Source organism: Acidovorax sp. (assembly GCF_046341535.1).
GTDB lineage: Bacteria > Pseudomonadota > Gammaproteobacteria > Burkholderiales > Burkholderiaceae_C > Acidovorax.
Map to the genome: position 1 here is coordinate 1 of NZ_JBKDRI010000165.1, position 19,653 is coordinate 19,653.

Genomic DNA, 19,653 nt, shown 5'->3' on the forward strand with positions numbered 1-19,653 from the left:
GCTGCAAATCGACCGCAGCGGTCCATTTTTAACCGCCTTTTTGCCCCATAGCTCGGCTATGGGGCTGCAAATTCGGCAAAAACTGTCCTCGCTCTCGCCGATTTTCGCTTTCGACGCTCCAAGTCCGACAGGCTCCTAGGCAGGATGGCAATGAGAACTTTGGCACGCTGGCGAACGTCACCCGAACGCCCCCCCGAAAGCCCCCCTGAGCGCCAGCCACGATGGCGCGCCGCTACGATGCCCCCTTTTGCCCATTGCACCGCCATGCCTGACTTTCGCAGCGACACCGTGACCCAGCCGACGCCCGCCATGCGCGAGGCCATGTTCAGGGCCCCGCTGGGCGACGACGTGTTTGCCGACGACCCCTCGGTGAACGCGCTGCAGGCGCACGCGGCCGCGCTGCTGGGCTTTGAGGCCGCGCTGTTTGCGCCATCGGGGACACAGACCAACCTGATCGCGCTGTGGGGCCACTGCCAGCGCGGCGACGAAGCCATCGTGGGCCAGAGCTGGCATACCTACCGCTGGGAGGCGGGCGGCATGGCGGTGCTGGGTTCGATCCAGCCGCAGCCCGTAGAAACCCAGCCCGATGGCACCCTGCGCCTGACCGACATCGCGGCGGCGATCAAGCCCGACGATCCGCACTTTGCGCGCACACGGCTTGTGGTGCTGGAGAACACCACGGGCGGTCAGGTGCTGCCGCCCGCGTATGTGGCCGAGGCGGCGCAGCTGGCCCGCAGCCGGGGGCTGGCGCTGCACCTGGATGGCGCGCGGCTGTTCAATGCCGCCACGGCCAATGCGGCCCGCCATGGCACCGATGTCTATGACGAAGCCCGCACGCTGTGCAGCCATTTCGACTCGGTATCGCTGTGCCTGAGCAAGGGCCTGGGGGCACCGGTAGGCTCGCTGGTGCTGGGCACGCGCGACTTCATCCGGCAGGCACGGCGCACCCGCAAGATCCTGGGCGGCGGGATGCGGCAGGCGGGCGTGCTGGCGGCAGCAGGGCAGTTTGCGCTGGAGCACCATGTGCGCCGCCTGTCAGACGACCATGCCAATCTGGCGCGGCTGGCCGAGGGGCTGGCGCAGACGGCGCGCAGCCACCCCGTGCTGCAGGGCCGCATCACGGTGCACCCTTGGCAGACGAACATCCTGTTCACCGATCTGGCCGGAGACCTGGCCCCGGCTTTCGTGGCATGGCTTGCCGCCCATAACGTGCGCGTGACCAGCAGCCTCTATGGCAGCGGCACCCGACTTCGCTGGGTGACGCACCTGGACGTGAGCGCTGCCGATGTGGACATGGCGCTCGATTGCGTGGCACGGTTCCAGGGCTGACGGGCGCCGGGGCTGCCGGTGAACGAGGGCCGGCGGCAAGCCCGAAGGCCGTCATCCACCCGGTGTCAGGGCGTCAGGGCACCGGCCGCGTGCGCACGCCAAAAATGCCGGTGCCCACGCGCACCAGGGTGCTGCCCGCCTGGATGGCAGCGTCCAGATCAGCCGTCATCCCCATGGACAGGGTGTCGAACTCTTGCAGCCCGGCCAGCCCCGCAGCCGCGATCCGGTCAAACAGCTGCCGGGTGGCCTGGTGCACGGCCAGCTGGGCGGAAAAGTCGGGGGCGACATCCGGGATGCTCATCAAACCACGCACCCGGATGCGCGGCAATTGCGCCACGGCCTCCACCAGCGCCATGGCCTCCTGCGGCGGCACGCCGGACTTGGTCGCGCCACCATCCATGTTGACCTGGATGCAGACCTGCAGCGGCGGCAGGTGGGCGGGCCGCTGGGACGACAGACGCTCGGCGATCTTGAGCCGGTCCACGGTATGGACCCAATCAAAGTGCTCCGCGACCAGGCGCGTTTTGTTGCTCTGAATGGGCCCGATGCAGTGCCACTGCAAATCGGACGCCAACGGCCCCGGCAGTTCCCGGATCGCCAGGATTTTCTCAACACCTTCCTGGATGTAGTTCTCGCCGAAAGCCCGCTGTCCGGCCGCCGCGGCCTCTGCCACCGCCTCGGCATCAAATGTCTTGGACACCGCCAGCAACAGAACGTCTCGCGGGTCGCGCCCGGCGGCCTCGCATGCCCTATTGATCCTGACCCGTACCAGTTGGAGGTTGTTCGCAATCGTGGTCATAATGAATGCTGAGCCTACCAAACGATTAGAGGGAATCTGTGGACATTACCCAATTGCTGGCGTTCAGCGTCAAGAACAAGGCCTCCGACCTGCACCTGTCTGCCGGACTGCCGCCGATGATCCGGGTGCACGGCGACGTGCGTCGTATCAATGTGGACTCGTTGGACCACAAGACGGTCCATGCCATGGTCTACGACATCATGAATGACGCGCAGCGCAAGGCCTACGAGGAGTTCCTGGAGGTCGACTTCTCGTTCGAGATCGAAGGCCTTGCGCGCTTTCGCGTCAACGCCTTCAACCAAAATCGCGGCGCAGCCGCCGTTTTCCGGACGATCCCGAGCAAAATCCTCACGCTGGAACAACTCAACGCGCCCAAGATCTTTGGCGACCTGGCCCTGAAACCACGCGGCCTCGTGCTGGTCACGGGCACCACCGGCTCGGGCAAGTCCACCACGCTGGCGGCCATGGTGAACTACCGGAACGAAACCGAGTACGGTCACATCCTCACGGTGGAAGACCCCATCGAGTTTGTGCACGAATCCAAAAAGTGCCTGATCAACCAGCGCGAAGTGGGGCCCATGACGCTGTCGTTTGCGGCGGCCCTGAAGTCGGCACTTCGGGAAGACCCGGATGCCATCCTGGTGGGCGAAATGCGCGACCTGGAAACCATGCGCCTGGCCATTACGGCCGCGGAAACGGGCCACCTGGTGTTCGGCACCCTGCACACTTCCAGCGCGGCCAAAACCATCGACCGGATCATCGACGTGTTTCCGGCGGAAGAAAAGGAAATGGTCCGGGCCATGCTGTCCGAATCGCTGCAGGCCGTGATCTCCCAGACGCTGTGCAAAACCAAGGACGGCTCGGGCCGCGTGGCAGCGCACGAGATCATGCTGGGCACCAGCGCCATCCGCAACCTGATCCGCGAAGCCAAGGTGGCACAGATGTACTCCACCATCCAGACAAGCCACAGCGTCGGCATGCAAACGCTGGACCAAAATCTGACCGATCTGGTGCGGCGCAACATCATCAGCCCGGCCGAAGCTCGCGCCAGAGCAAAGATTCCGGAAAATTTCCCGGGCTGAGACAGCATCATTCATGAACTGGTAGCCTGGCAAGCGACTGCACTCCGGAGAACTCCCTATGAAAGGTATTCTCGGCCTTCTGAAGCTCACCTCCCGCAGCGACAAGCCGTCCGTGGAACACACGGACCCATTCCTCTTTTCCACCGCCTTCGCGGGGCAGGGTGTGGACGATTCGATGCTGGTGCCCTGGGAGGTGCGCGCTGTGGAGGTGGACGCCGAGCGCCTGCCCACCAGCCGGGGGGGCAAGCTGCTGCAGGGCCTGTGGGCCAAAGACAAGTACATGGCCCACCTCGACAAGAACGCCGTGGAGCGCATGGAGCGGTTTTTCGAGTTTGCGGCCGTGCCACCGAGCCGTGACGTGATCCGCCAGGACGAGTACGGCAACTTCATGGTGGTCCTGCTCACAGGCACCATTGCCGTCGACCGAGTGCAGCCCTGGGGCGAACAGCTGCGCCTGGCCGAAACCCGGCCGGGCGATATCCTGGGCGAGATGTCCCTGCTGGACAGCGGCATCCGCTTTTCGGCATGCACCACGCTCACCGATTGCGAGATCGCGGTACTCAGTGCCGATGCGCTGGACGACATGATGAGCGAAGATCCGCAACTGGCGGCCAGCCTGGTGGCATTGCTGGCACGCAAGCTGTCCCTGCGGCTGCGCGCGGTGAGCGCACGTCTGAGCGACAGCCGGAAATAGACAGCCCGATGTTTTTGCCCAACCTAACCGACGGCTCCGCCCCCAGGCGTATCCGGGAGAACTTCTGATGGAACGCGATCAGGCTAGTCAATTCATCAACGACCTGCTCAAGCTGATGGTGAGCCGCAATGGCAGTGATCTCTTCATCACTGCAGATTTTCCGCCTGCTGTCAAAGTGGACGGCAAGGTCACCAAGGTCTCGCCCCAGCCATTGACCCCCAGCCACACGCTGACGCTGGCACGCGCCATCATGAGCGACAAGCAGGTGGCGGATTTTGAGCGCAGCAAAGAGTGCAACTTTGCGATCTCGCCTGCCGGAATCGGGCGATTCCGCGTCAATGCCTTCGTCCAGCAGGGCAATGTCGGCATGGTGATGCGGGCCATCCCGCTCTCGCTGCCCACCATTGACGGCCTCGGCGTGCCGCAGGTGCTCAAGGAAGTGACCATGACCAAGCGCGGTCTGTGCATCCTGGTGGGTGCCACCGGCTCGGGCAAATCGACCACGCTCGCGGCGATGGTGGACTGGCGCAACGAAAATTCCTTTGGCCACATCATCACCATCGAGGACCCCATCGAATTCGTGCATCCCCACAAAAACTGCGTGGTGACCCAGCGCGAGGTGGGGCTGGATACCGACAGCTGGGAAGCAGCCCTCAAGAACACACTGCGCCAGGCACCCGACGTGATCCTGATGGGCGAAATCCGCGATCGCGAGACCATGGAACATGCGGTGGCGTTTTCCGAGACCGGCCACCTGTGCCTGGCCACGCTGCATGCCAACAGCGCCAACCAGGCGCTGGACCGGATCATCAATTTCTTTCCGGAAGAGCGCCGTGCACAGCTGCTCATGGACCTGTCGCTCAACCTGCGCGCCATGGTCTCCCAGCGCCTGATTCCCAAACAGGACGGCAAAGGGCGGGCGGCAGCGGTAGAGGTCATGCTCAATACGCCGCTGATCTCCGACCTGATTTTCAAGGGTGAGGTCTCCGAGATCAAGGAGATCATGAAAAAAAGCCGCAACCTGGGCATGCAGACCTTTGACCAGGCGCTGTTTGATGCCTACGAGGCCAACGTCATCAGCTACGAAGACGCGCTGCGCAATGCAGACTCGCTCAATGATCTGCGCCTGCAAATCAAGCTCAACAGCCAGCGAGCCCGGTCGCCCGACCTGGCCCAGGGCACGGAGCATTTCGCCATTGTGTGAACGCTGCGACGGCGCGGCGGCACGCCAGCCGCCCTCGGCCACGCACTGCGTGTCTGGCCTTGTGACGCCGGCGCAGCGCCAGCCCCGGGCGCACCCTTGGTGTGCCACCCTCCGGGCAGGGCCGCGCGCTGCCCCTGGCAATGCCGCCGGGTGCGTCCATCCGCAAAAGTCACCAGGGCAGCAATTCCCGACAGACCTTCGTGGTTCCGCGTCTTCTGGCAAGCTCAGAATTACCTCTCACTAGCGAACCCGCCATGCCCAGCACCAATCCTCGCAGCTACGACCCAACTCCCTCGCGCAAGGTCGCCTTTCTGGGCCTGGGCGTGATGGGTTACCCCATGGCAGGCCACCTGGCCCTGGCTGGTCACGACGTGACGGTCTACAACCGCACCACTACCAAATCGATAGCATGGTGCCAAGAATACGCGGGCGCGACTGCGTCAAAACATGCTGCGACACCGCGTGAGGCCGCTGCGGGTGCGGCCATCGTGTTCTGCTGCGTGGGCAACGACGATGACCTGCGCTCGGTGACGCTGGGCCCGGATGGAGCCTTTGCCGGCATGGTGCCGGGCACAGTCTTTGTAGACCACACCACCGCATCGGCCGAGGTGGCGCGCGAACTGTATGCCAAGGCAAGCGCGATGGACCTGCACTTCGTCGATGCGCCCGTCTCGGGAGGTCAGGCCGGCGCGCAGAACGGCATGCTCACCGTGATGTGCGGCGGTGATGCCGATCCCTTTGCCACTGCGCAGCCTGTGGCGATGGCTTTTTCACGCGCCTTCACGCTGCTGGGTGCCAGCGGTTCGGGGCAACTGGCCAAGATGGTCAATCAAATCTGCATCGCGGGCCTGGTGCAGGGCCTGTCGGAGGCCATCGCCTTCGGGCAGAACGCAGGCCTGGACATGAAGCAGGTGCTCGACGTCATTGGCAAGGGCGCAGCCCAGAGCTGGCAAATGGACAACCGCGGCAAGACCATGGTGGATGGCAAGTTCGATTTCGGCTTCGCGGTGGACTGGATGCGCAAGGATCTGGGACTGGTGCTGGAGGAAGCCCGGCGCAACGGCTCGCGCGTGCCGGTGACCGCACTGGTGGACCAGTTCTATGCCGATGTGCAAAAGATGGGCGGCAACCGGTGGGATACGTCCAGCCTCATCAAACGCCTGGCATGAAGCCCGGCTGAGACCATGGAGGCACCCCGAACAGAGCGCCCCCACGCTGGGTGCCCCTGCGCCGGGCTACCGGCAAAGGCGTAGATGCCTTTGCAGGGTGGCTGTCAGCCGCTCATGCCAGCCATGACGGACCCTGTGGCGAGCCACAGCACCATAGCCCCGCTCAGGGTGCCCGGGTGGGCGCATTGTCCGTCGTGACTGGCGGCGGCTGTGTGGCGATGCGGCGCAGTTCTTCTTCCGAGATGATCTCGAACACACGGACCACCTTGGCCACCCCGCTCACCCCGCGCGTGACTTCGGTGGCGCGTGCGGCTTCGCGCTGAGACACGCGGCCCATGAGGTAGACGATGTTGCGCTCGGTCACCACCTTGAAGGCGTTGGCCGAGAGGTCACGCGCATCCACCAGGCTGGCACGCACCTTGCCGGTAATGAAGGTGTCGTTGGAGCGCTGGCCCAGGGTACTGGGCGCCATCACCGCCAGGTCGTTGACCACCGAGCGCACGTTGTCCACCCGGGAGACGATCTGCTCGACCGCCTGGCGGTCCTGAGCGTTGCTCACCTCGCCCGTGAGCAGCGCCTGGCGGTTGTAGCTGGTGATGTTGACGTGAACCCGGTCGCCCAAAGCTTCACGAATGCGGGCAGCGGCGCGCAGCTCGATGCCTTCGTCCTCGATCTGGGTGCCCGCCGTGCGGCGGTCCACCGCCATCACGCCCCCCACCACGGCGCCGCCAACGATCAGTGGGGCGCAGGCAGACAGCCCGGTGGCCAGTGCGGTAGCGGCCAGCACGGTGCACACGGTGCGGCGGGCCGCGCCGATGACCGCAGTGCGGCCTTGCAGGCAAGAATGTGTGGTGTGGTTCATAACGGCGTCTCCTGTTCACCAAGTAATTGGGCATCCACCCCGTCGATCAGACAATGCAGCACAAGGGCGTGGACTTCGCGCACGCGCGCAGCACGGTCGTGCGGCACGCTGATCAATACGTCCGTTTCGCGCAGCAGGGCCGCCAGCTTGCCACCCGTGCGGCCCGTGAGCACCACCACGGTCATATCGCGCTCGTGGGCGGCCTCGGTCGCGGCCAGCAGGTTGGCCTCGTTGCCGCTGACGGACAGCAGCAGCAGCACATCGCCCGCCTGTCCCAGCGCCCGCACCTGGCAGGCAAACTGTTGAGCCGAATCGCTGGCGCTGGCCGATAGGGCCGTGAGCATGGTGCTGTCGGAGGTCAGCGCCAGCGCCGCCAGCTCGGGCCGGTCGCGCTCGAAGCCGGCCACGCAAAAGGCCGCAAACTGCTGCGCCTCGGCAGCGGATGCGCCGTTTCCACAGGCCAGCACCTTGCAGCCACCGGTCACGCAGGCCAGCACCGCCTGTACCGCTGCCGCGATGGGTTGACTCAGGGCCTGGGCGGACTGGTATTTCAGGTCCGCGCTGTCGATGAAATGTTGTTGAATACGTTGCTCAAGCATGAGTCTCGGATGATACTCGTTGGGTGTTACAGCTTTAGTAGCAAGCCATAAAGGCCGGCAGGGCTCTAACGGTCCTGCGGGCCTGCAAAGCCACAAATCAGTGCGCGTCAAACGCCGCCTGAATCCACTGCACCGTCTCTTCGACCAGCACCACATCAAACCGGCACGGCGGCGGCGACGGCAGACGCAGAAGATAGTGGCGGGCTGCCAGCACAATGCGCCGCTGCTTGACTGCGCCAATGCTCGCACCCGCGCCACCAAACGCCGACGAGGACCGGCTTCGCACCTCGACAAAGACCAGCGTGCCGTCACGATCTTGCATCACAAGATCGATCTCGCCACCGCCGCGTCCTGGCGTCCGATAATTGCGGGCCACAGCGCGCAACCCCTGGGTCTGCAGATAGGCCAGGGCCTGGTCCTCCGCCGCCGCACCGCGCGACCGCGTGGTGGGCGTTGCGTTGCCCGATGCTGTGGCTGCATCGCCGCCCGGCATGGGCTTGCTTTTTCCAAGGAATTTCATTGAGCGCATCTTTCGCTTCAGCCCTTGATGCCGCACGCGAAGCGTCGGCTGCGCAGCATTATCCGCAGGGGGCCCTGTACGTGGTGGCCACACCCATCGGCAACCTGGCCGACATCACCCTGCGTGCGCTGCATGTGCTGCAGCTGGCCGACACGGTGGCCTGCGAGGATACACGCCACACCCAGGCCCTGCTCAGGGCCTACGGCATCGACAAGGGCGCAGCGCAGTGCCTGGCCGTGCACCAGCACAACGAGGCGCAAGCTGCCCATAACGTGGTGCTGCGACTGCAGCAGGGCCAGCGCGTGGTGTACGTCAGCGATGCCGGCACGCCGGGCGTGAGCGACCCCGGCGCGCGCCTGGTAGCCGCCGTGCAGGCGGCAGGCCTGCGCGCCGTGCCGCTACCCGGCGCCAGCAGCGTGACCACCGCGCTGAGCGTGGCCGGGGCCGTGGCCAGTGGCAGCGGCAACGGCGGCTTTGTCTTTGCCGGTTTTTTGCCCTCCAAAAGCGCCGAGCGCGCAACCGCCATCACCCGCCAGCTGGCCAGCGAGCCGCGTTGCGTAGTGCTGCTGGAAGCCCCGCACCGCATTGGCGAGCTGGCCCAGGCACTCGCCGTGCTGGGTGAGCGACCCGTGACGCTGGCGCGCGAGCTGACCAAGCAATTTGAAGAAGTGACGACCCGCCCTGCCAAAGATCTCAAAGCCTGGCTGGACAGTTCACCGCAGCACTCCCGCGGTGAATTCGTAGTACTGCTGCACCCGGTGAGCGTGGCGACGGACGACAGCGAGAGCCTGCGCGTGTTGCGCCTACTTGTTCAAGAGCTTCCATTGAAAACCGCGGTACAGCTGGCGGCCGAGATCACCGGCGCGCCGCGCAACCAGCTCTACAACACGGCGCTGGGCTGGAAACGCGAGAACGCCAGCGACACCACCCCAGGTGACGACAACACGGGCAGCGCCTGACGCATCGAATGCACGAGCGCAGCACGGTCACGCGGGCATCGCGCCGGAGTCCGTCCCACCGGCTTCCTGTCTGTGTCCATCGCTCATGTACCGTCCGCACATGGGACTGCGTCCACAGGTTGTGGCGTTGCCAGTTGGGGGCGCGCATCTGCCTTTCACGCCCGGCGACGGCCAGCTCGGTGGAACTGGGTGCAGCCAACACGGTGACATCGAAAGCGCTGCCTTCGGTGAACGTCAAAACCTTTCGACCCAAAAGCAGGTTATGCCTTGCAGGAGCTGCTGCACCCGTGGGCGCACCTCCAGCAATTTCCTTCAGGTCAGGTGGGTGGACTCAACGGGCCGCACTACCGCCCGTTCGCGGGATCAGCACGTAGGCAGCCATACCCAGCACCACACCCCAGAACGCAGCGCCCAGCCCGAACAACGACATGCCCGATGCCGTGGCGACAAAGGTGATGACTGAAGGCTCGATGTAGGCACTCTCATCCGCCAGTGCGCGGATGTTGGACACCACCGCGCCGATGAGCGCCAGCCCGGCCAGCGCTGCAATCAGCGCTGCGGGGAAGGCTGCAAACACTGCAACGATGGTTCCGGCAAACGTGCCGCCGACGATGTAGAACACCCCGTTGGCAATGCCAGCCACATAGCGCCGGTCGGGGTCGGGGTGCGCGTCCTTGCCCGTGCACAGCGCCGCCGTGATGGAAGCCAGCACGATGGAGATGCCACCAAAGCACGCCACAGCCAGCGATGCGATACCCGTGCCCGTGACGATGGCTCGCGAGGGCACAGGGTAGCCTGCCAGGCGCAACACGGCCATGCCCGGCAGGTATTGCCCGGTGAGGCTGACCAGTACCAGAGGCAACGCCAGGCTGAGCATGGCGCCCGCCTCAAAGCGGGGTAGCGTCGCCACCGGCGTGGCCAGAGCCAGCGACAGGGATTGCAGGTGCGTGGTACCCAGCGCCCACGCCACGGTCAAGCCGGTGCAGGCCACCCCCACCACGGCGTAGCGCGGCCACAGGCGTCGGCCCAGCAGGTAGGCCGCCAGCATGGCCAGCGCCACGGCAGGCGCATCGCCGCTCACTCGGAAGGCCTGCACCCCAAACTGAAAGAGGATGCCGGCCATCATGCCCGCGGCAATGCCCTTCGGAATGCGGCTGACCACTTTCTCGAACCACCCGGAAACCCCCAGCAACACCACGATGGCGCCCGTCACCAGATAAGCGCCCACCACCTCGGGCATTCCGATTCGCGGAAACAGCGTGAGCAGCAAGGCCGTACCCGGCGCGGACCATGCCGTGACGATGGGCAGCCTTGCGCATCTCCTGGGCCCAGTATTCGTGCTGGCAAACGAACAGGCCCTCGTCTTCGCTGCGCTCGCCGCTCAGCAGGGGTTTGATGCCCATCTTGCGTGCGTTTTCGTCCGGTCCTTCGATCCACAGCGGGGCGCCGCGGCTCAGATCGTTCCACGGTGCCGCCTTGCCGGCGTAGCCGCTCTGGCACGAGCGGAACTCTTCCAGATCATCGGCCGTACCCATGCCAGAGACGTTGAAGAAGTCCTCGTACTGGCGGATGCGGGTGGCACGGTCTTCGGCGCTTTCGCCCTTGACGGCGAAGCAGTAGATGGTGATTTCGGTCTTGTCCACGCTGATGGGGCGTGTCACGCGGATCTGCGTGGAGAACTGATCCATCAGGTACACGTTGGGGTACAGGCACAGGTTGCGCGTCTGCTTGACGATGAAGTCGGCTCTTCCTTCGCCCAGGCGCTGCTTGAGCTCGTCGCGGCGGCTGTACACCGGGCGTACTTCGGGGTTCATGGTGTTGGTCCACAGCAGGATGTGGCCGTTGTCAAAGCCGTACACACCGCCCACGCTCTTGCTCCAGCCATTGGCATCCACCGCCTTGGTGCCGCCTTCCTTGCGGCGGCCCATGGTGGCAGCGTAGTTCCAGTGCACCGAGCTCACGTGGTAGCCGTCGCAGCCGTTTTCCATCTGCAGCTTCCAGTTGCCGTCGTAGATGTACGAGGAGTTGCCGCGCAGCACTTCCAGGCCTTCGGGCGCCTGGTCCACGATCTGGTCGATGATGACCTTGGTCTCGCCCAGGAAGTCTTGCAGGGGTTGCACGTCAGCGTTCAAGCTGCCGAACAGGAAGCCCTTGTAGCTTTCAAAACGTGCCACCTTCTTGAGGTCGTGCGAGCCTTCTTTGTTGAACTGCACCGGGTACTCGGTGGTCTTCTCGTCCTTGACCTTGAGCAATTTGCCCGTGTTGTTGAACGTCCAGCCATGAAAGGGGCAGGTGAAGCTGCCCTTGTTGCCGTGCTTCTTGCGGCACAGCATGGCGCCCCGGTGCGCGCAGGCATTGATCACCGCGTTGAGCTGCCCATCCTTGCCGCGCGTGATGACAATGGGCTGGCGGCCGATGTAGGTGGTGAAGTAGTCGTTGATCTCGGGGATCTGCCGTCGGCGCTATGCACGGTGCCGTGCATGATCAGCGTGTGGCCAGCCTTGTCGCTGCCGTCGTCCAGACGAGCAAAACCTTTCGCCTCAGGGGCGCCAGCCACGTACAGCGGGCCTTCAATGGTGCGGGGCGTGCCGTTTTCGATGCCCAGCGCCGCGTCCTTGGCGTCCATGCGCATGTCCAGGAAGCGGTCCAGGCCCAAGCCAGGCGACAGCAGGCCGGCTTCGCTGCGCGCGCCCAGCGTGTTCAGGTAGGCAATGCCAGCCCAGTACTCATCCGAAGTGATGTCAAGGTCATCGATGGCCTTGAACAGATCGGACAGCAGGCGGTGCACGATCTGCTTGGCGCGGGCATTGCCGCCCGGCTGGGTCAGGCCGCTGGCCATGCGCAGAAAGTCCTGCACTTCGGCGGTATTGAAAATGTGTGTGCTCATGTGGGTCTCCTCAGATCGTGGGATGGGTGTGGGAACTGGATGGGAAAGTGAAAGAACGCGTGCCGGGATCAATGCGCAGCGGCGGGTTGCCCCACTGCCAGCGCCTTGCTGCGTTTGCGGTCGCGACGGAAGTGCTGGACACGCTCTTCGTCCAGCGCAATTCCAAGGCCTGGCGTCGTCGGCACCGCCAGCTGGAAGTCTTGGTACTGCAGGGGCTCTGCAAGAATCTCTTCGGTCAACAGCAAGGGCCCGAACAACTCTGTGCCCCACTGCAGGTTGCGGAAGGTGGCAAACGCATGGGCCGAAGCCATGGTGCCCACGGCGCCTTCAAGCATGGTGCCGCCGTAAAGCTCGATGCCCGCTGCATCCGCAATGGCTGCCACCTGAAGGGCCTCCAGCAGGCCGCCAGATTGCTCGATCTTCACGGCGAACACATCGGCACCGGCCACGCGGGCCAGGGCAAAGGCCGAGGCCGGGCCGGTGAGGGATTCATCGGCCATCACGGCGATGGGGTAGCGGCCCTTCAGGCGCGCCAGCGCTTCGGCAGATGCCACGGGCTGCTCCACCAGGTCGCAGCCGGCATCCACCAGCGCCGCCATGCCATGCTGTGCATCCAGTTCGCTCCAGGCCATGTTGACATCCACACGCACCGAGGCGCGGCCACCCATGGCCTTCTTGATGGCGGCCACATGGGCGACGTCATCGGCCACGGCGCGGCGGCCGATTTTGAGCTTGAAGATGTTGTGGCGGCGCTGCGCGAGCATGCGCTCGGCCTCGTCGATGTCCTTGGCGGTATCGCCTGACGCCAGCGTCCAGGCAATCGGCAGGCTGTCGCGCACGCGGCCGCCCAGCAACTGCGAAACGGGCAATCCGGTGCGGTGGCCCAGCGCATCGAAGAGCGCCGTCTCGATGGCGCACTTGGCAAAGCGGTTGTCCTTGATGGCTTTGTTCAGCCGGGCCATGATGGCGGGCACATGGTTGGCGTCGGCACCGATGAGCAGGGGCGCAAAGTAGGTATCCACCGCCAGCTTCATGCCTTCGGGAGATTCGGCGCCGTAGGCCAGGCCGCCGATGGTGGTGCCTTCGCCGACGCTCACAGTGCCGTCCGAGCAGTACAGGCGCACGATCATCAGCGTCTGGCCGTTCATGGTGGCCATCGACAGCTGGTGCGGACGAATCGTGGGCAAGTCCAGCAGCAGGGTCTCGACGCGCTCGATCACGGCCGAGCCTGCGATGGATTGGGTGCGTGGTGTGTTTTGCATGGTGTGGATTGGACCGCGCCGCATCCAAACAATCCAACACCAAATAGGTCTATTTTGATACCATAAAGGTATAGTGATCCAGTTTATCCCGTCAAATCAATGACTTGCAGATATATCATCTGCAAAAATATGGCTTGCCCTCATGGATATCCGTCAACTCAAATACTTTGTGGCTGTGGCCGACGCGCGCAACTTCACGCGGGCGTCGGAACTGCTGCACATCGCGCAGCCGCCGCTGAGCCGGCAGATCCAGCTGCTGGAGGAAGAACTGGGTGTGCAACTGATCCTGCGCAATAGCCGCCCGCTGCGTCTGACCGAAGCGGGCCGTACCTTTTATGAGCAGGCGCTTCAGATCATCAATCGGCTCGACCAGCTCAAGACAGCCACCCGCCAGATCGGCCTGAACCAGCAGCGCACGTTGTCGATCGGTTTTGTGGCTTCGACCCTGTATGGCGGCCTGCCCATGCTGGTGCGCAAGCTGCGTCAGCACTACCCGGATGTGGACATACAGCTGGTAGAGCTGTCATCACAGCAACAGTTTGCAGCGCTCAATTCCGGCCGTATCGACGTGGGTTTCGGACGTGTGCGGGGCAACGACGCCACGGTAGCTCGGACCATCCTGCGCGAGGAACGGCTTGTCCTGGCGCTACCGCCCGATTCACCCCTGGCAGGCGAATCCAGCCGCATCCCCATCAGCGCGATCGAGGGCCAGAGACTCATCGTGTATCCCAAAGAGCCCCGGCCCAGCTTTGCTGACCATGTGCTGAGCCTGCTCAACGACCATGCAGTACGGCCAGCTGCGGTGCACGAGGTGCGCGAGATCCAGACGGCGCTTGGGCTTGTGGCCGCTGATTCGGGTATGTGCGTGATCCCGGCATCAGCGCGCCTGCGCAGCGACGTGCACTACCGCCTCATCGACGACCCACGCATCACCTCGCCCATCATCATGAGCCACCGGCTCAACGACAACGCGTGGTACATCCCGGCACTCAAGGAAATGATCGCAGCCATGTATGCCGAAAACCCGCCGTGGCTCGATGTGGAGCAGGTTCTGTTTCCTGGCGAAGCCCTTGCAGGTCGCCCACGTGAGGCACCGGCTGCAAAACCGCCGCGCCAGCGCAAGAAGGAGTCCTGACCCTCGAGGCATCACCCATCAAGACGCCAAGACCGAGGATGCAACACCGTCAGGCGAACGCGCTCACATGCCCGCATAACCGCCGGACCACCGACAATATGGAGTCGCTGATCCCCCGCTTTTTGTCGCAATGGTCTGCTCAGCACCGTTGCCCGATAGCTCCCCACACATGGCTTGTGCACCCCGCCTCAAGATCGGTCTTTCGGCCTGTTTTCAGCATGCCGACTCCTCGCGCCCGCTGTTCACCAACAAGACGCTTCAGTACGTTGAGCAGTCGATCGTGCACTGGATCATGTCGTCTGGCGCCATCGTGGTCATGGTGCCATGCCCCACGGGCGAGACAGCGCGCGGCGATGTGACGCTGCAGGATTACGCGCAATGGCTCGATGGCCTGGTCATGCGCGGTGGCGCGGATGTATGGCCCGGCAACTATGGCGAGGAACCGCTGCGTGCCGAGTGGATCGGCGACCGCGTACGCGATATCTACGACCTGGCCCTCGTCAAGGCATTTGCTGAAGTGGGCAAGCCCATCTTTGGGGTATGCCGGGGGCTGCAACTCATCAACGTGGCCTTTGGGGGAACGCTGTACCAGGACATCGAGACCCAGCACCCCGGCGCCCTGCAGCACCGCGACGCCACCGCCTACGACCAGCATTTCCACGATATCCAGATCGTTCCCGATTCGCATCTGGCAACGCTCTACCCCGGTGTGCCCCGCGCACGCGTCAACAGCATTCACCACCAGGGCATCAAGCGCCTGGCACCCGACTTCGTGGTCGAAGCCCTGAGCGAGCCCGACGGCGTGCCCGAGGCCATCCGCGTCAGGCCAGCGCCGGGGCGCGGCTACATCGCCGCTACCCAATGGCACCCGGAGTTTCACCGGATGGGCTCGGACACCCTGGATGACACGGCGATCCTGGGTGATTTTTTGGCGGCGTGTCAGCGCGCCAAGGTCTATCCAGCGCAGCCTGGTCCCTCCTATGAGGGGCTGCGAGACCGGGCAAAGAGGCTGCTACGCAGCGCGCTTGGGGGCGACCGCACGCGCTCTACCTGAAAGACCTTGCCTGGAACCCGTGACCGTGCTGGAGGGTGTGCATCAGGCCGCGCCGCGCGCGTTTCACGCCGACATACCATTGAGTCGGCATCAACCAACTTGAATGCGTTGATGCGGTTCGAAGCTCTGCGCAAGGCTTCGACAGGCTCAGCCCGAACGGCTGGTTCAAGTTCAAAGGTGCCGACTCAACAATTGCGGTGGCGCATGGCGCAGGCCGAGGCAACCGCACCTCGTCGCCGCATCAACCCAGCGACAGGGCCGAGCCAGCCGGGGATACCATCTGTGAGCCCCTCCCATCCTCGTCAATCAAAAACCTGTGGGCGAGCATGCCACATCACGCAAAATGCGCCCAAGAAACCCGCCCACGCTGGCTGTAGACTGTGTCAAGTTCGCGCGGACGGGATGACAGGGCGGGCGTCGCCGATCCACATCAACACCCGATTCCTCGATACCCGCCCGACACCTGCGAATGAAAAACGAGAAAACACCATGAGTATCTTTGACCGGCTTCTGGGCAATATGCGCAAGTCCACGGGCCGAAGTGAGGCGATCGATGTCAATCCCGTTGCTTCGCAGGATCGACGCCAGCGCAGGCGCACCAATGCGCGCAGCGGCACCCGGGTGCTGATCATCGACGACTCGCCGACCGTCGTTGCGGTGCTGCGAAAGACATTGCGGTCTGCAGGCTACGATACCCGCGAAGCCCTGGACGCCGAGCACGGCCTGACTCTGATCGCCCAGGATCCGCCTGAACTGATCTTTCTTGACATCATCCTGCCCGGCATGAACGGGTTCAATGCGCTGCGGGTTATCCGAAAGATGCCTGCGTCGCAGCACATCCCGGTCATCATGATCAGTGGCAATGAACATGCCACCGAGCAGTTTTATGCCAACCGGATTGGAGCAGATGATTTCATGAAAAAGCCCTTCTCACGCAACGAGATCTTTGCACGCATTGACGCGTTGCTCGATGCCGAGCTTGTGCCCCGGCGCAAAGGCGAATCCCTGCCCGCCACCTCTCCCTGAGCGCGCAGCCAACGATAGGTACTGCCCCTTCTCGCAGCGGTGTCGCGAAGGCAGGCGAGGCAGCGTAGCGCGGTGCATGGCTCCCATCATGCCCGCCAACATCGGAATCATCAGTGAGCGCTTGGCGGTGACACGGGGCGATCTACCACGGTGACCCAAGGGTGGTATCGACGCTTTCGCCCGGCTGCCTGCTCAATGCTGGTGTCCGTGCGCACCGTGCACATGCCGGTGCGCAATTTCTTCCGCGCTGGCGGCGCGCACGGCGGTGACCTTGCAGCTGAACTTCAGCGCCTGCCCGGCCAGCGGGTGGTTGCCGTCCAGATGCACTTCGGGGCCCTTGATCTTGACGACATTGAACACGGCGGGCTGACCATCTTGACCCACCCCCCTGCAGCTGCCCCCCCACCTTCACGCCGGGGGGAAACTCGCTCTTGGGAATGGTGCGCACCAGACTTTCGTCGCGCGCGCCAAACGCGTCTTCCACCGCCAGGTCCAACGTGGTGGCAAAGCCCACCGACTGGCCTTCCAGCGCGGCCTCGACCTTGGCAAAGATGTTTTCGTAGCCGCCGTGGAGATAGGCCAGGCTGCCCGCGTCCAGCGGTTTGCCCTGGGGGGTGGTCAGCTTGTAGGTGATGGTCACGGCAGAGTCTTTGGTGATGTTCATGGGTGAGCGCTTTCAATCAAGGTCGGCCCGCACGCGACACAGCGGACCCTGGACGGTGCATTGTCCACAATGCGTCGCGGCACGAACCCGCCGAACCGCGCTCAGCGCCTTGTCTCAGGGGCCGCAACCGCATCGGGCCGCGCTTCGTCGGTCTGGCCTGGGTAGCGGGCAAACCGGCGCGCCTGCGGGCCGTGTACGGGATCCTGTTCGGGCCAAGGCCAGCCGCCAAACTGCGTTCGGCGGTAGTCGTTCATGGCCTGCATGATTTCAGCCTGCGTGTTCATCACAAACGGGCCGTACTGCGCCACAGGCTCGGCAATGGGTTGGCCTTGCAGCAGCAGGCATTCCAGCGGCGTGGCGCCCGTGTTGGCCAGCACCCAGTCGTGCCCAGCATGCAATTGCAGCGCGGCGTGACGATCCACCCGTTGCGACCCCACGCGCAGGCTCTCGCCCACAAAAAAGTACAGCATGCGCTGCGTGCCGGCACCCGCTGCAGCGGGCAAGGTCCACTCGGCGCCCGGCTCCAGGTGCAGCGTCCAGATGGCCACATCGCCCTCGGGTTGCGAGGCCCACGATTCAGGCGGTGGCGACAGGGGCGCAGCCGCACCCAGCAGCGCGCCCGCCACCACGGTAACGGTGGTCTTTCGGCCCGCCGCATCGCGATGCTCCAGCTGCGGAATGCGCTCGTTCCACAGCATGGTGAAGTGCGGCTCCACCATCTTGTTGCGTGCAGGCAGGTTGAGCCAGATTTGGAAGAGTTCGAGCGGGTTGGGCTCGTTGGCGTTGAGCAGCGGAAACATCTCGGAATGCACGATGCCCTTGCCCGCCGTCACCCACTGCACATCGCCGCCGCCAAAGCGCGCTGCCGCGCCCAGCGAATCGGAATGGTCGATGAGCCCCTTGCGCACCAGCGTCACGGTTTCAAACCCGCGGTGCGGGTGACCGGGAAAACCGGGCACCGTGTCGCCGTGGTACATGCTCCAGCCGTCCTTGCGGCTGAAGTCGCTGCCGATCTGCCGGTCATCGATCGGCACCGCCGGGCCGAACGCAGCGTTCCCCGCAGGGTAGGCATCGTCATGGTGGGCACAGAAAAGGAAGGGGTCCAGCGTGGGCCACTGCGGGCCCAGCAGCTGGGCCTGCACGATGGGTAGCAGGGTGGATGCGGCAGGTGTAGACGACATGCGAGGCTCCATGGTTCGGCGCCGCCCAAGCGGGGCAGCCAGACACTTGAATATGCGGGCAGTGGTGGGCTGCTGGTGTCGCCAGTGAGAAGTTCGTTGAATCGGTCAAGTTGTCGGCATCGCTGCTTGGCCAGGCGTAAACCACAGCGATGGCCGTCGCTATCGCTGTGGTTTGTAACGCAGCATGGCAGCAATTTCCGCGTCTTGACGCGATGAATTTCTAGCTGGGCCGATGCTCGCTTTCGGCGCTCCAAGTCCGACAGGCTCCAGGCGAACAATGCCGCTACAGCACGCGGACCCCGGAGCGAACCCCTCCAAAAGTCAACTGCATAAACGTCTTGAAGATCTCGGTGGCAGGCGTCATCGGCCGCCGAGGGCTCCATGCCAGTCCGATTTCTATGGAAGGAAGTCCGTCGTCAAGGGGACGTGTCTCAACACGCAAACCCTCCATGGAGAATGGCCGATATGCTGCATCGGAGATGATGCTCACTGCAAGCCCCTGCGCCACAAGACTTCGCAAGGTCTCCACGGATGAAACACGGTACTTGATGCTTGGTTGCAAGCCGCACGATTGCCAGAACCTCATCGTGTTCCGTGGCGTCTCGTCTTGCGTGTAAAGCGCATAGGGCAGCGGCGCGACGTCCGTCAAAGCGATGCTGCGCTTGGTCAGCAAAGCGTGGGACGCCGGCAGCCATAGTTGTCGCCGCGCTCGCGTCAGGGCCACCATTTCCAACCGGTCTGGGTCGCTCAGGTTGGCCAGCCAGGCGCCTCCCAGATCGATGTGACCTTCTTGAATGGCGGTCTCTAAATCCGGCCTTTCAAGCTCTTCCACACCGAGCTCAATCTGCGGATAAGCCTTTGAAAACCTGGCGATAGCCGGTACCAGGTAGACCGAGAGCACTGCAGGCGTCGCACCAAAGCGCACCTTGCCCGATACGTTTTGACGCATGAGACCCGGGTCGTGCAACGCGGAGTTCACAGCCGCAGAAATGCCGTACGCGTGGTGCAAGAACTTCTGGCCATCCACGGTGAGTGACACCCCCGATGCGTGGTGACGTGTGAACAGCGCCACGCCCAACACGCCTTCCAGATCCTTGATGGCCCCCGTGATCGCAGTCTGCGTCACATGCATCTTTATCGCGGCCGCGGAGAACTGGCCTGTCTCGGCAGCGGCGAGGAAGTAGTTGATTTGGCGCAGGCTAAATTGCATAGAAAAAAGTCATTCAA

16 protein-coding genes and 4 pseudogenes are annotated in these 19,653 nt (G+C 64.0%); 9 read left to right on the plus strand and 11 right to left on the minus strand.

Going from position 1 to position 19,653, the window contains the following annotated elements; translation table 11 throughout:
* Positions 1-264: 264 nt before the first annotated feature.
* A complete protein-coding gene (gene ltaE / locus ACK543_RS12375; RefSeq protein ID WP_409943150.1) occupies positions 265-1,329 on the plus strand; it encodes a low-specificity L-threonine aldolase in 1,065 nt (354 codons plus the stop codon).
* 73 nt (positions 1,330-1,402) lie between these two features.
* Here the strand turns inward: ltaE and ACK543_RS12380 are convergent, their stop codons facing one another.
* Entirely contained in the window at positions 1,403-2,128 is a 726-nt protein-coding gene (locus ACK543_RS12380) for a YggS family pyridoxal phosphate-dependent enzyme (RefSeq protein ID WP_409943151.1), read from the minus strand.
* A 38-nt stretch (positions 2,129-2,166) separates the two neighbouring features.
* Here ACK543_RS12380 and ACK543_RS12385 point away from each other — a divergent pair, with 38 nt between their 5' ends.
* The 4 genes from ACK543_RS12385 (at position 2,167) to ACK543_RS12400 (ending at position 6,277) form a co-directional block, all read left to right on the plus strand.
* Positions 2,167-3,210 carry a type IV pilus twitching motility protein PilT gene (locus tag ACK543_RS12385; RefSeq protein WP_409943152.1) on the plus strand — a complete coding sequence of 348 codons (1,044 nt, stop codon included), beginning with the start codon at positions 2,167-2,169 and terminating at the stop codon, positions 3,208-3,210.
* 58 nt (positions 3,211-3,268) lie between these two features.
* Positions 3,269-3,904 carry a cyclic nucleotide-binding domain-containing protein gene (locus tag ACK543_RS12390; RefSeq protein ID WP_409943153.1) on the plus strand — a complete coding sequence of 212 codons (636 nt, stop codon included), beginning with the start codon at positions 3,269-3,271 and terminating at the stop codon, positions 3,902-3,904.
* Between the two features lie 67 nt (positions 3,905-3,971).
* Entirely contained in the window at positions 3,972-5,108 is a 1,137-nt protein-coding gene (locus ACK543_RS12395) for a PilT/PilU family type 4a pilus ATPase (protein ID WP_409943154.1), read from the plus strand.
* Positions 5,109-5,362: 254 nt separating this feature from the next.
* A complete protein-coding gene (locus ACK543_RS12400; protein ID WP_409943155.1) occupies positions 5,363-6,277 on the plus strand; it encodes an NAD(P)-dependent oxidoreductase in 915 nt (304 codons plus the stop codon).
* 163 nt (positions 6,278-6,440) lie between these two features.
* On the opposite strand, the gene ACK543_RS12405 is transcribed toward ACK543_RS12400, so the two are convergent.
* The 3 genes from ACK543_RS12405 to ACK543_RS12415 all read right to left on the minus strand — a co-directional run bounded on the left by ACK543_RS12405 (position 6,441) and on the right by ACK543_RS12415 (position 8,258).
* Positions 6,441-7,139, minus strand: coding sequence for a BON domain-containing protein (locus ACK543_RS12405; protein WP_409943156.1), 699 nt, complete (start codon positions 7,137-7,139; stop codon positions 6,441-6,443).
* Positions 7,136-7,738, minus strand: coding sequence for an SIS domain-containing protein (locus ACK543_RS12410; protein WP_409943157.1), 603 nt, complete (start codon positions 7,736-7,738; stop codon positions 7,136-7,138). Before ACK543_RS12410 ends, ACK543_RS12405 begins: the two co-directional genes overlap by 4 nt.
* Positions 7,739-7,835: 97 nt before the next feature.
* Positions 7,836-8,258 carry a YraN family protein gene (locus ACK543_RS12415; protein ID WP_409943158.1) on the minus strand — a complete coding sequence of 141 codons (423 nt, stop codon included), beginning with the start codon at positions 8,256-8,258 and terminating at the stop codon, positions 7,836-7,838.
* Between ACK543_RS12415 and rsmI the strand changes: the two genes are divergently transcribed.
* Positions 8,258-9,217: a 16S rRNA (cytidine(1402)-2'-O)-methyltransferase gene (rsmI, locus tag ACK543_RS12420; protein ID WP_409943159.1), complete on the plus strand. Its 960-nt coding sequence runs from the start codon at positions 8,258-8,260 to the stop codon at positions 9,215-9,217. The two genes, ACK543_RS12415 and rsmI, sit on opposite strands and share 1 nt — an antisense overlap.
* Positions 9,218-9,548: 331 nt before the next feature.
* Here the strand turns inward: rsmI and ACK543_RS12425 are convergent.
* The 4 genes and pseudogenes from ACK543_RS12425 to ACK543_RS12440 all read right to left on the minus strand — a co-directional run.
* Positions 9,549-10,529: pseudogene (locus ACK543_RS12425) on the minus strand (benzoate/H(+) symporter BenE family transporter); the annotation flags it as partial.
* A pseudogene (locus ACK543_RS12430) lies at positions 10,525-11,670 on the minus strand (Rieske 2Fe-2S domain-containing protein); the annotation flags it as partial. The pseudogenes ACK543_RS12425 and ACK543_RS12430, both read right to left, overlap by 5 nt.
* Positions 11,667-12,104 (minus strand): annotated as a pseudogene (locus ACK543_RS12435) (dioxygenase); the annotation flags it as partial. The pseudogenes ACK543_RS12435 and ACK543_RS12430, both read right to left, overlap by 4 nt.
* A 68-nt stretch (positions 12,105-12,172) precedes the next feature.
* A complete protein-coding gene (locus tag ACK543_RS12440; protein ID WP_409943160.1) occupies positions 12,173-13,366 on the minus strand; it encodes a muconate/chloromuconate family cycloisomerase in 1,194 nt (397 codons plus the stop codon).
* Between the two features lie 142 nt (positions 13,367-13,508).
* Here ACK543_RS12440 and ACK543_RS12445 point away from each other — a divergent pair, with 142 nt between their 5' ends.
* The 3 genes from ACK543_RS12445 (at position 13,509) to ACK543_RS12455 (ending at position 16,581) form a co-directional block, all read left to right on the plus strand.
* Entirely contained in the window at positions 13,509-14,501 is a 993-nt protein-coding gene (locus ACK543_RS12445) for a LysR family transcriptional regulator (RefSeq protein ID WP_409943161.1), read from the plus strand.
* A gap of 169 nt (positions 14,502-14,670) precedes the next feature.
* A complete protein-coding gene (locus tag ACK543_RS12450; RefSeq protein ID WP_409943162.1) occupies positions 14,671-15,555 on the plus strand; it encodes a gamma-glutamyl-gamma-aminobutyrate hydrolase family protein in 885 nt (294 codons plus the stop codon).
* A 282-nt stretch (positions 15,556-15,837) separates the two neighbouring features.
* Positions 15,838-16,581 carry a PleD family two-component system response regulator gene (locus tag ACK543_RS12455; RefSeq protein WP_409943163.1) on the plus strand — a complete coding sequence of 248 codons (744 nt, stop codon included), beginning with the start codon at positions 15,838-15,840 and terminating at the stop codon, positions 16,579-16,581.
* A gap of 192 nt (positions 16,582-16,773) precedes the next feature.
* Here ACK543_RS12455 and ACK543_RS12460 read toward each other — a convergent pair.
* The 3 genes and pseudogenes from ACK543_RS12460 to ACK543_RS12470 form a co-directional block, all read right to left on the minus strand.
* A pseudogene (locus ACK543_RS12460) lies at positions 16,774-17,245 on the minus strand (peptidylprolyl isomerase).
* A gap of 101 nt (positions 17,246-17,346) precedes the next feature.
* Positions 17,347-18,426 (minus strand): pirin family protein, encoded by a 1,080-nt coding sequence (locus ACK543_RS12465; RefSeq protein ID WP_409943164.1) that lies wholly within the window; start codon positions 18,424-18,426, stop codon positions 17,347-17,349.
* Between the two features lie 283 nt (positions 18,427-18,709).
* A complete protein-coding gene (locus tag ACK543_RS12470; RefSeq protein ID WP_409943165.1) occupies positions 18,710-19,636 on the minus strand; it encodes a LysR family transcriptional regulator in 927 nt (308 codons plus the stop codon).
* Between the last annotated feature and the right edge of the window lie 17 nt (positions 19,637-19,653).

Excerpts from the sequence above, each read along its gene's own strand:
- ACK543_RS12415 (WP_409943158.1), bottom strand. The coding sequence starts at position 8,258 with ATGAAATTCCTTGGAAAAAGCAAGCCCATGCCGGGCGGCGATGCAGCC.
- ACK543_RS12450 (WP_409943162.1), top strand. The coding sequence starts at position 14,671 with ATGGCTTGTGCACCCCGCCTCAAGATCGGTCTTTCGGCCTGTTTTCAG.
- ACK543_RS12405 (WP_409943156.1), bottom strand. The coding sequence starts at position 7,139 with ATGAACCACACCACACATTCTTGCCTGCAAGGCCGCACTGCGGTCATC.
- ACK543_RS12410 (WP_409943157.1), bottom strand. The coding sequence starts at position 7,738 with ATGCTTGAGCAACGTATTCAACAACATTTCATCGACAGCGCGGACCTG.
- ACK543_RS12390 (WP_409943153.1), top strand. The coding sequence starts at position 3,269 with ATGAAAGGTATTCTCGGCCTTCTGAAGCTCACCTCCCGCAGCGACAAG.
- ACK543_RS12440 (WP_409943160.1), bottom strand. The coding sequence starts at position 13,366 with ATGCAAAACACACCACGCACCCAATCCATCGCAGGCTCGGCCGTGATC.
- ACK543_RS12395 (WP_409943154.1), top strand. The coding sequence starts at position 3,972 with ATGGAACGCGATCAGGCTAGTCAATTCATCAACGACCTGCTCAAGCTG.
- ACK543_RS12445 (WP_409943161.1), top strand. The coding sequence starts at position 13,509 with ATGGATATCCGTCAACTCAAATACTTTGTGGCTGTGGCCGACGCGCGC.
- ACK543_RS12400 (WP_409943155.1), top strand. The coding sequence starts at position 5,363 with ATGCCCAGCACCAATCCTCGCAGCTACGACCCAACTCCCTCGCGCAAG.
- ltaE (WP_409943150.1), top strand. The coding sequence starts at position 265 with ATGCCTGACTTTCGCAGCGACACCGTGACCCAGCCGACGCCCGCCATG.
- ACK543_RS12380 (WP_409943151.1), bottom strand. The coding sequence starts at position 2,128 with ATGACCACGATTGCGAACAACCTCCAACTGGTACGGGTCAGGATCAAT.
- ACK543_RS12470 (WP_409943165.1), bottom strand. The coding sequence starts at position 19,636 with ATGCAATTTAGCCTGCGCCAAATCAACTACTTCCTCGCCGCTGCCGAG.
- ACK543_RS12465 (WP_409943164.1), bottom strand. The coding sequence starts at position 18,426 with ATGTCGTCTACACCTGCCGCATCCACCCTGCTACCCATCGTGCAGGCC.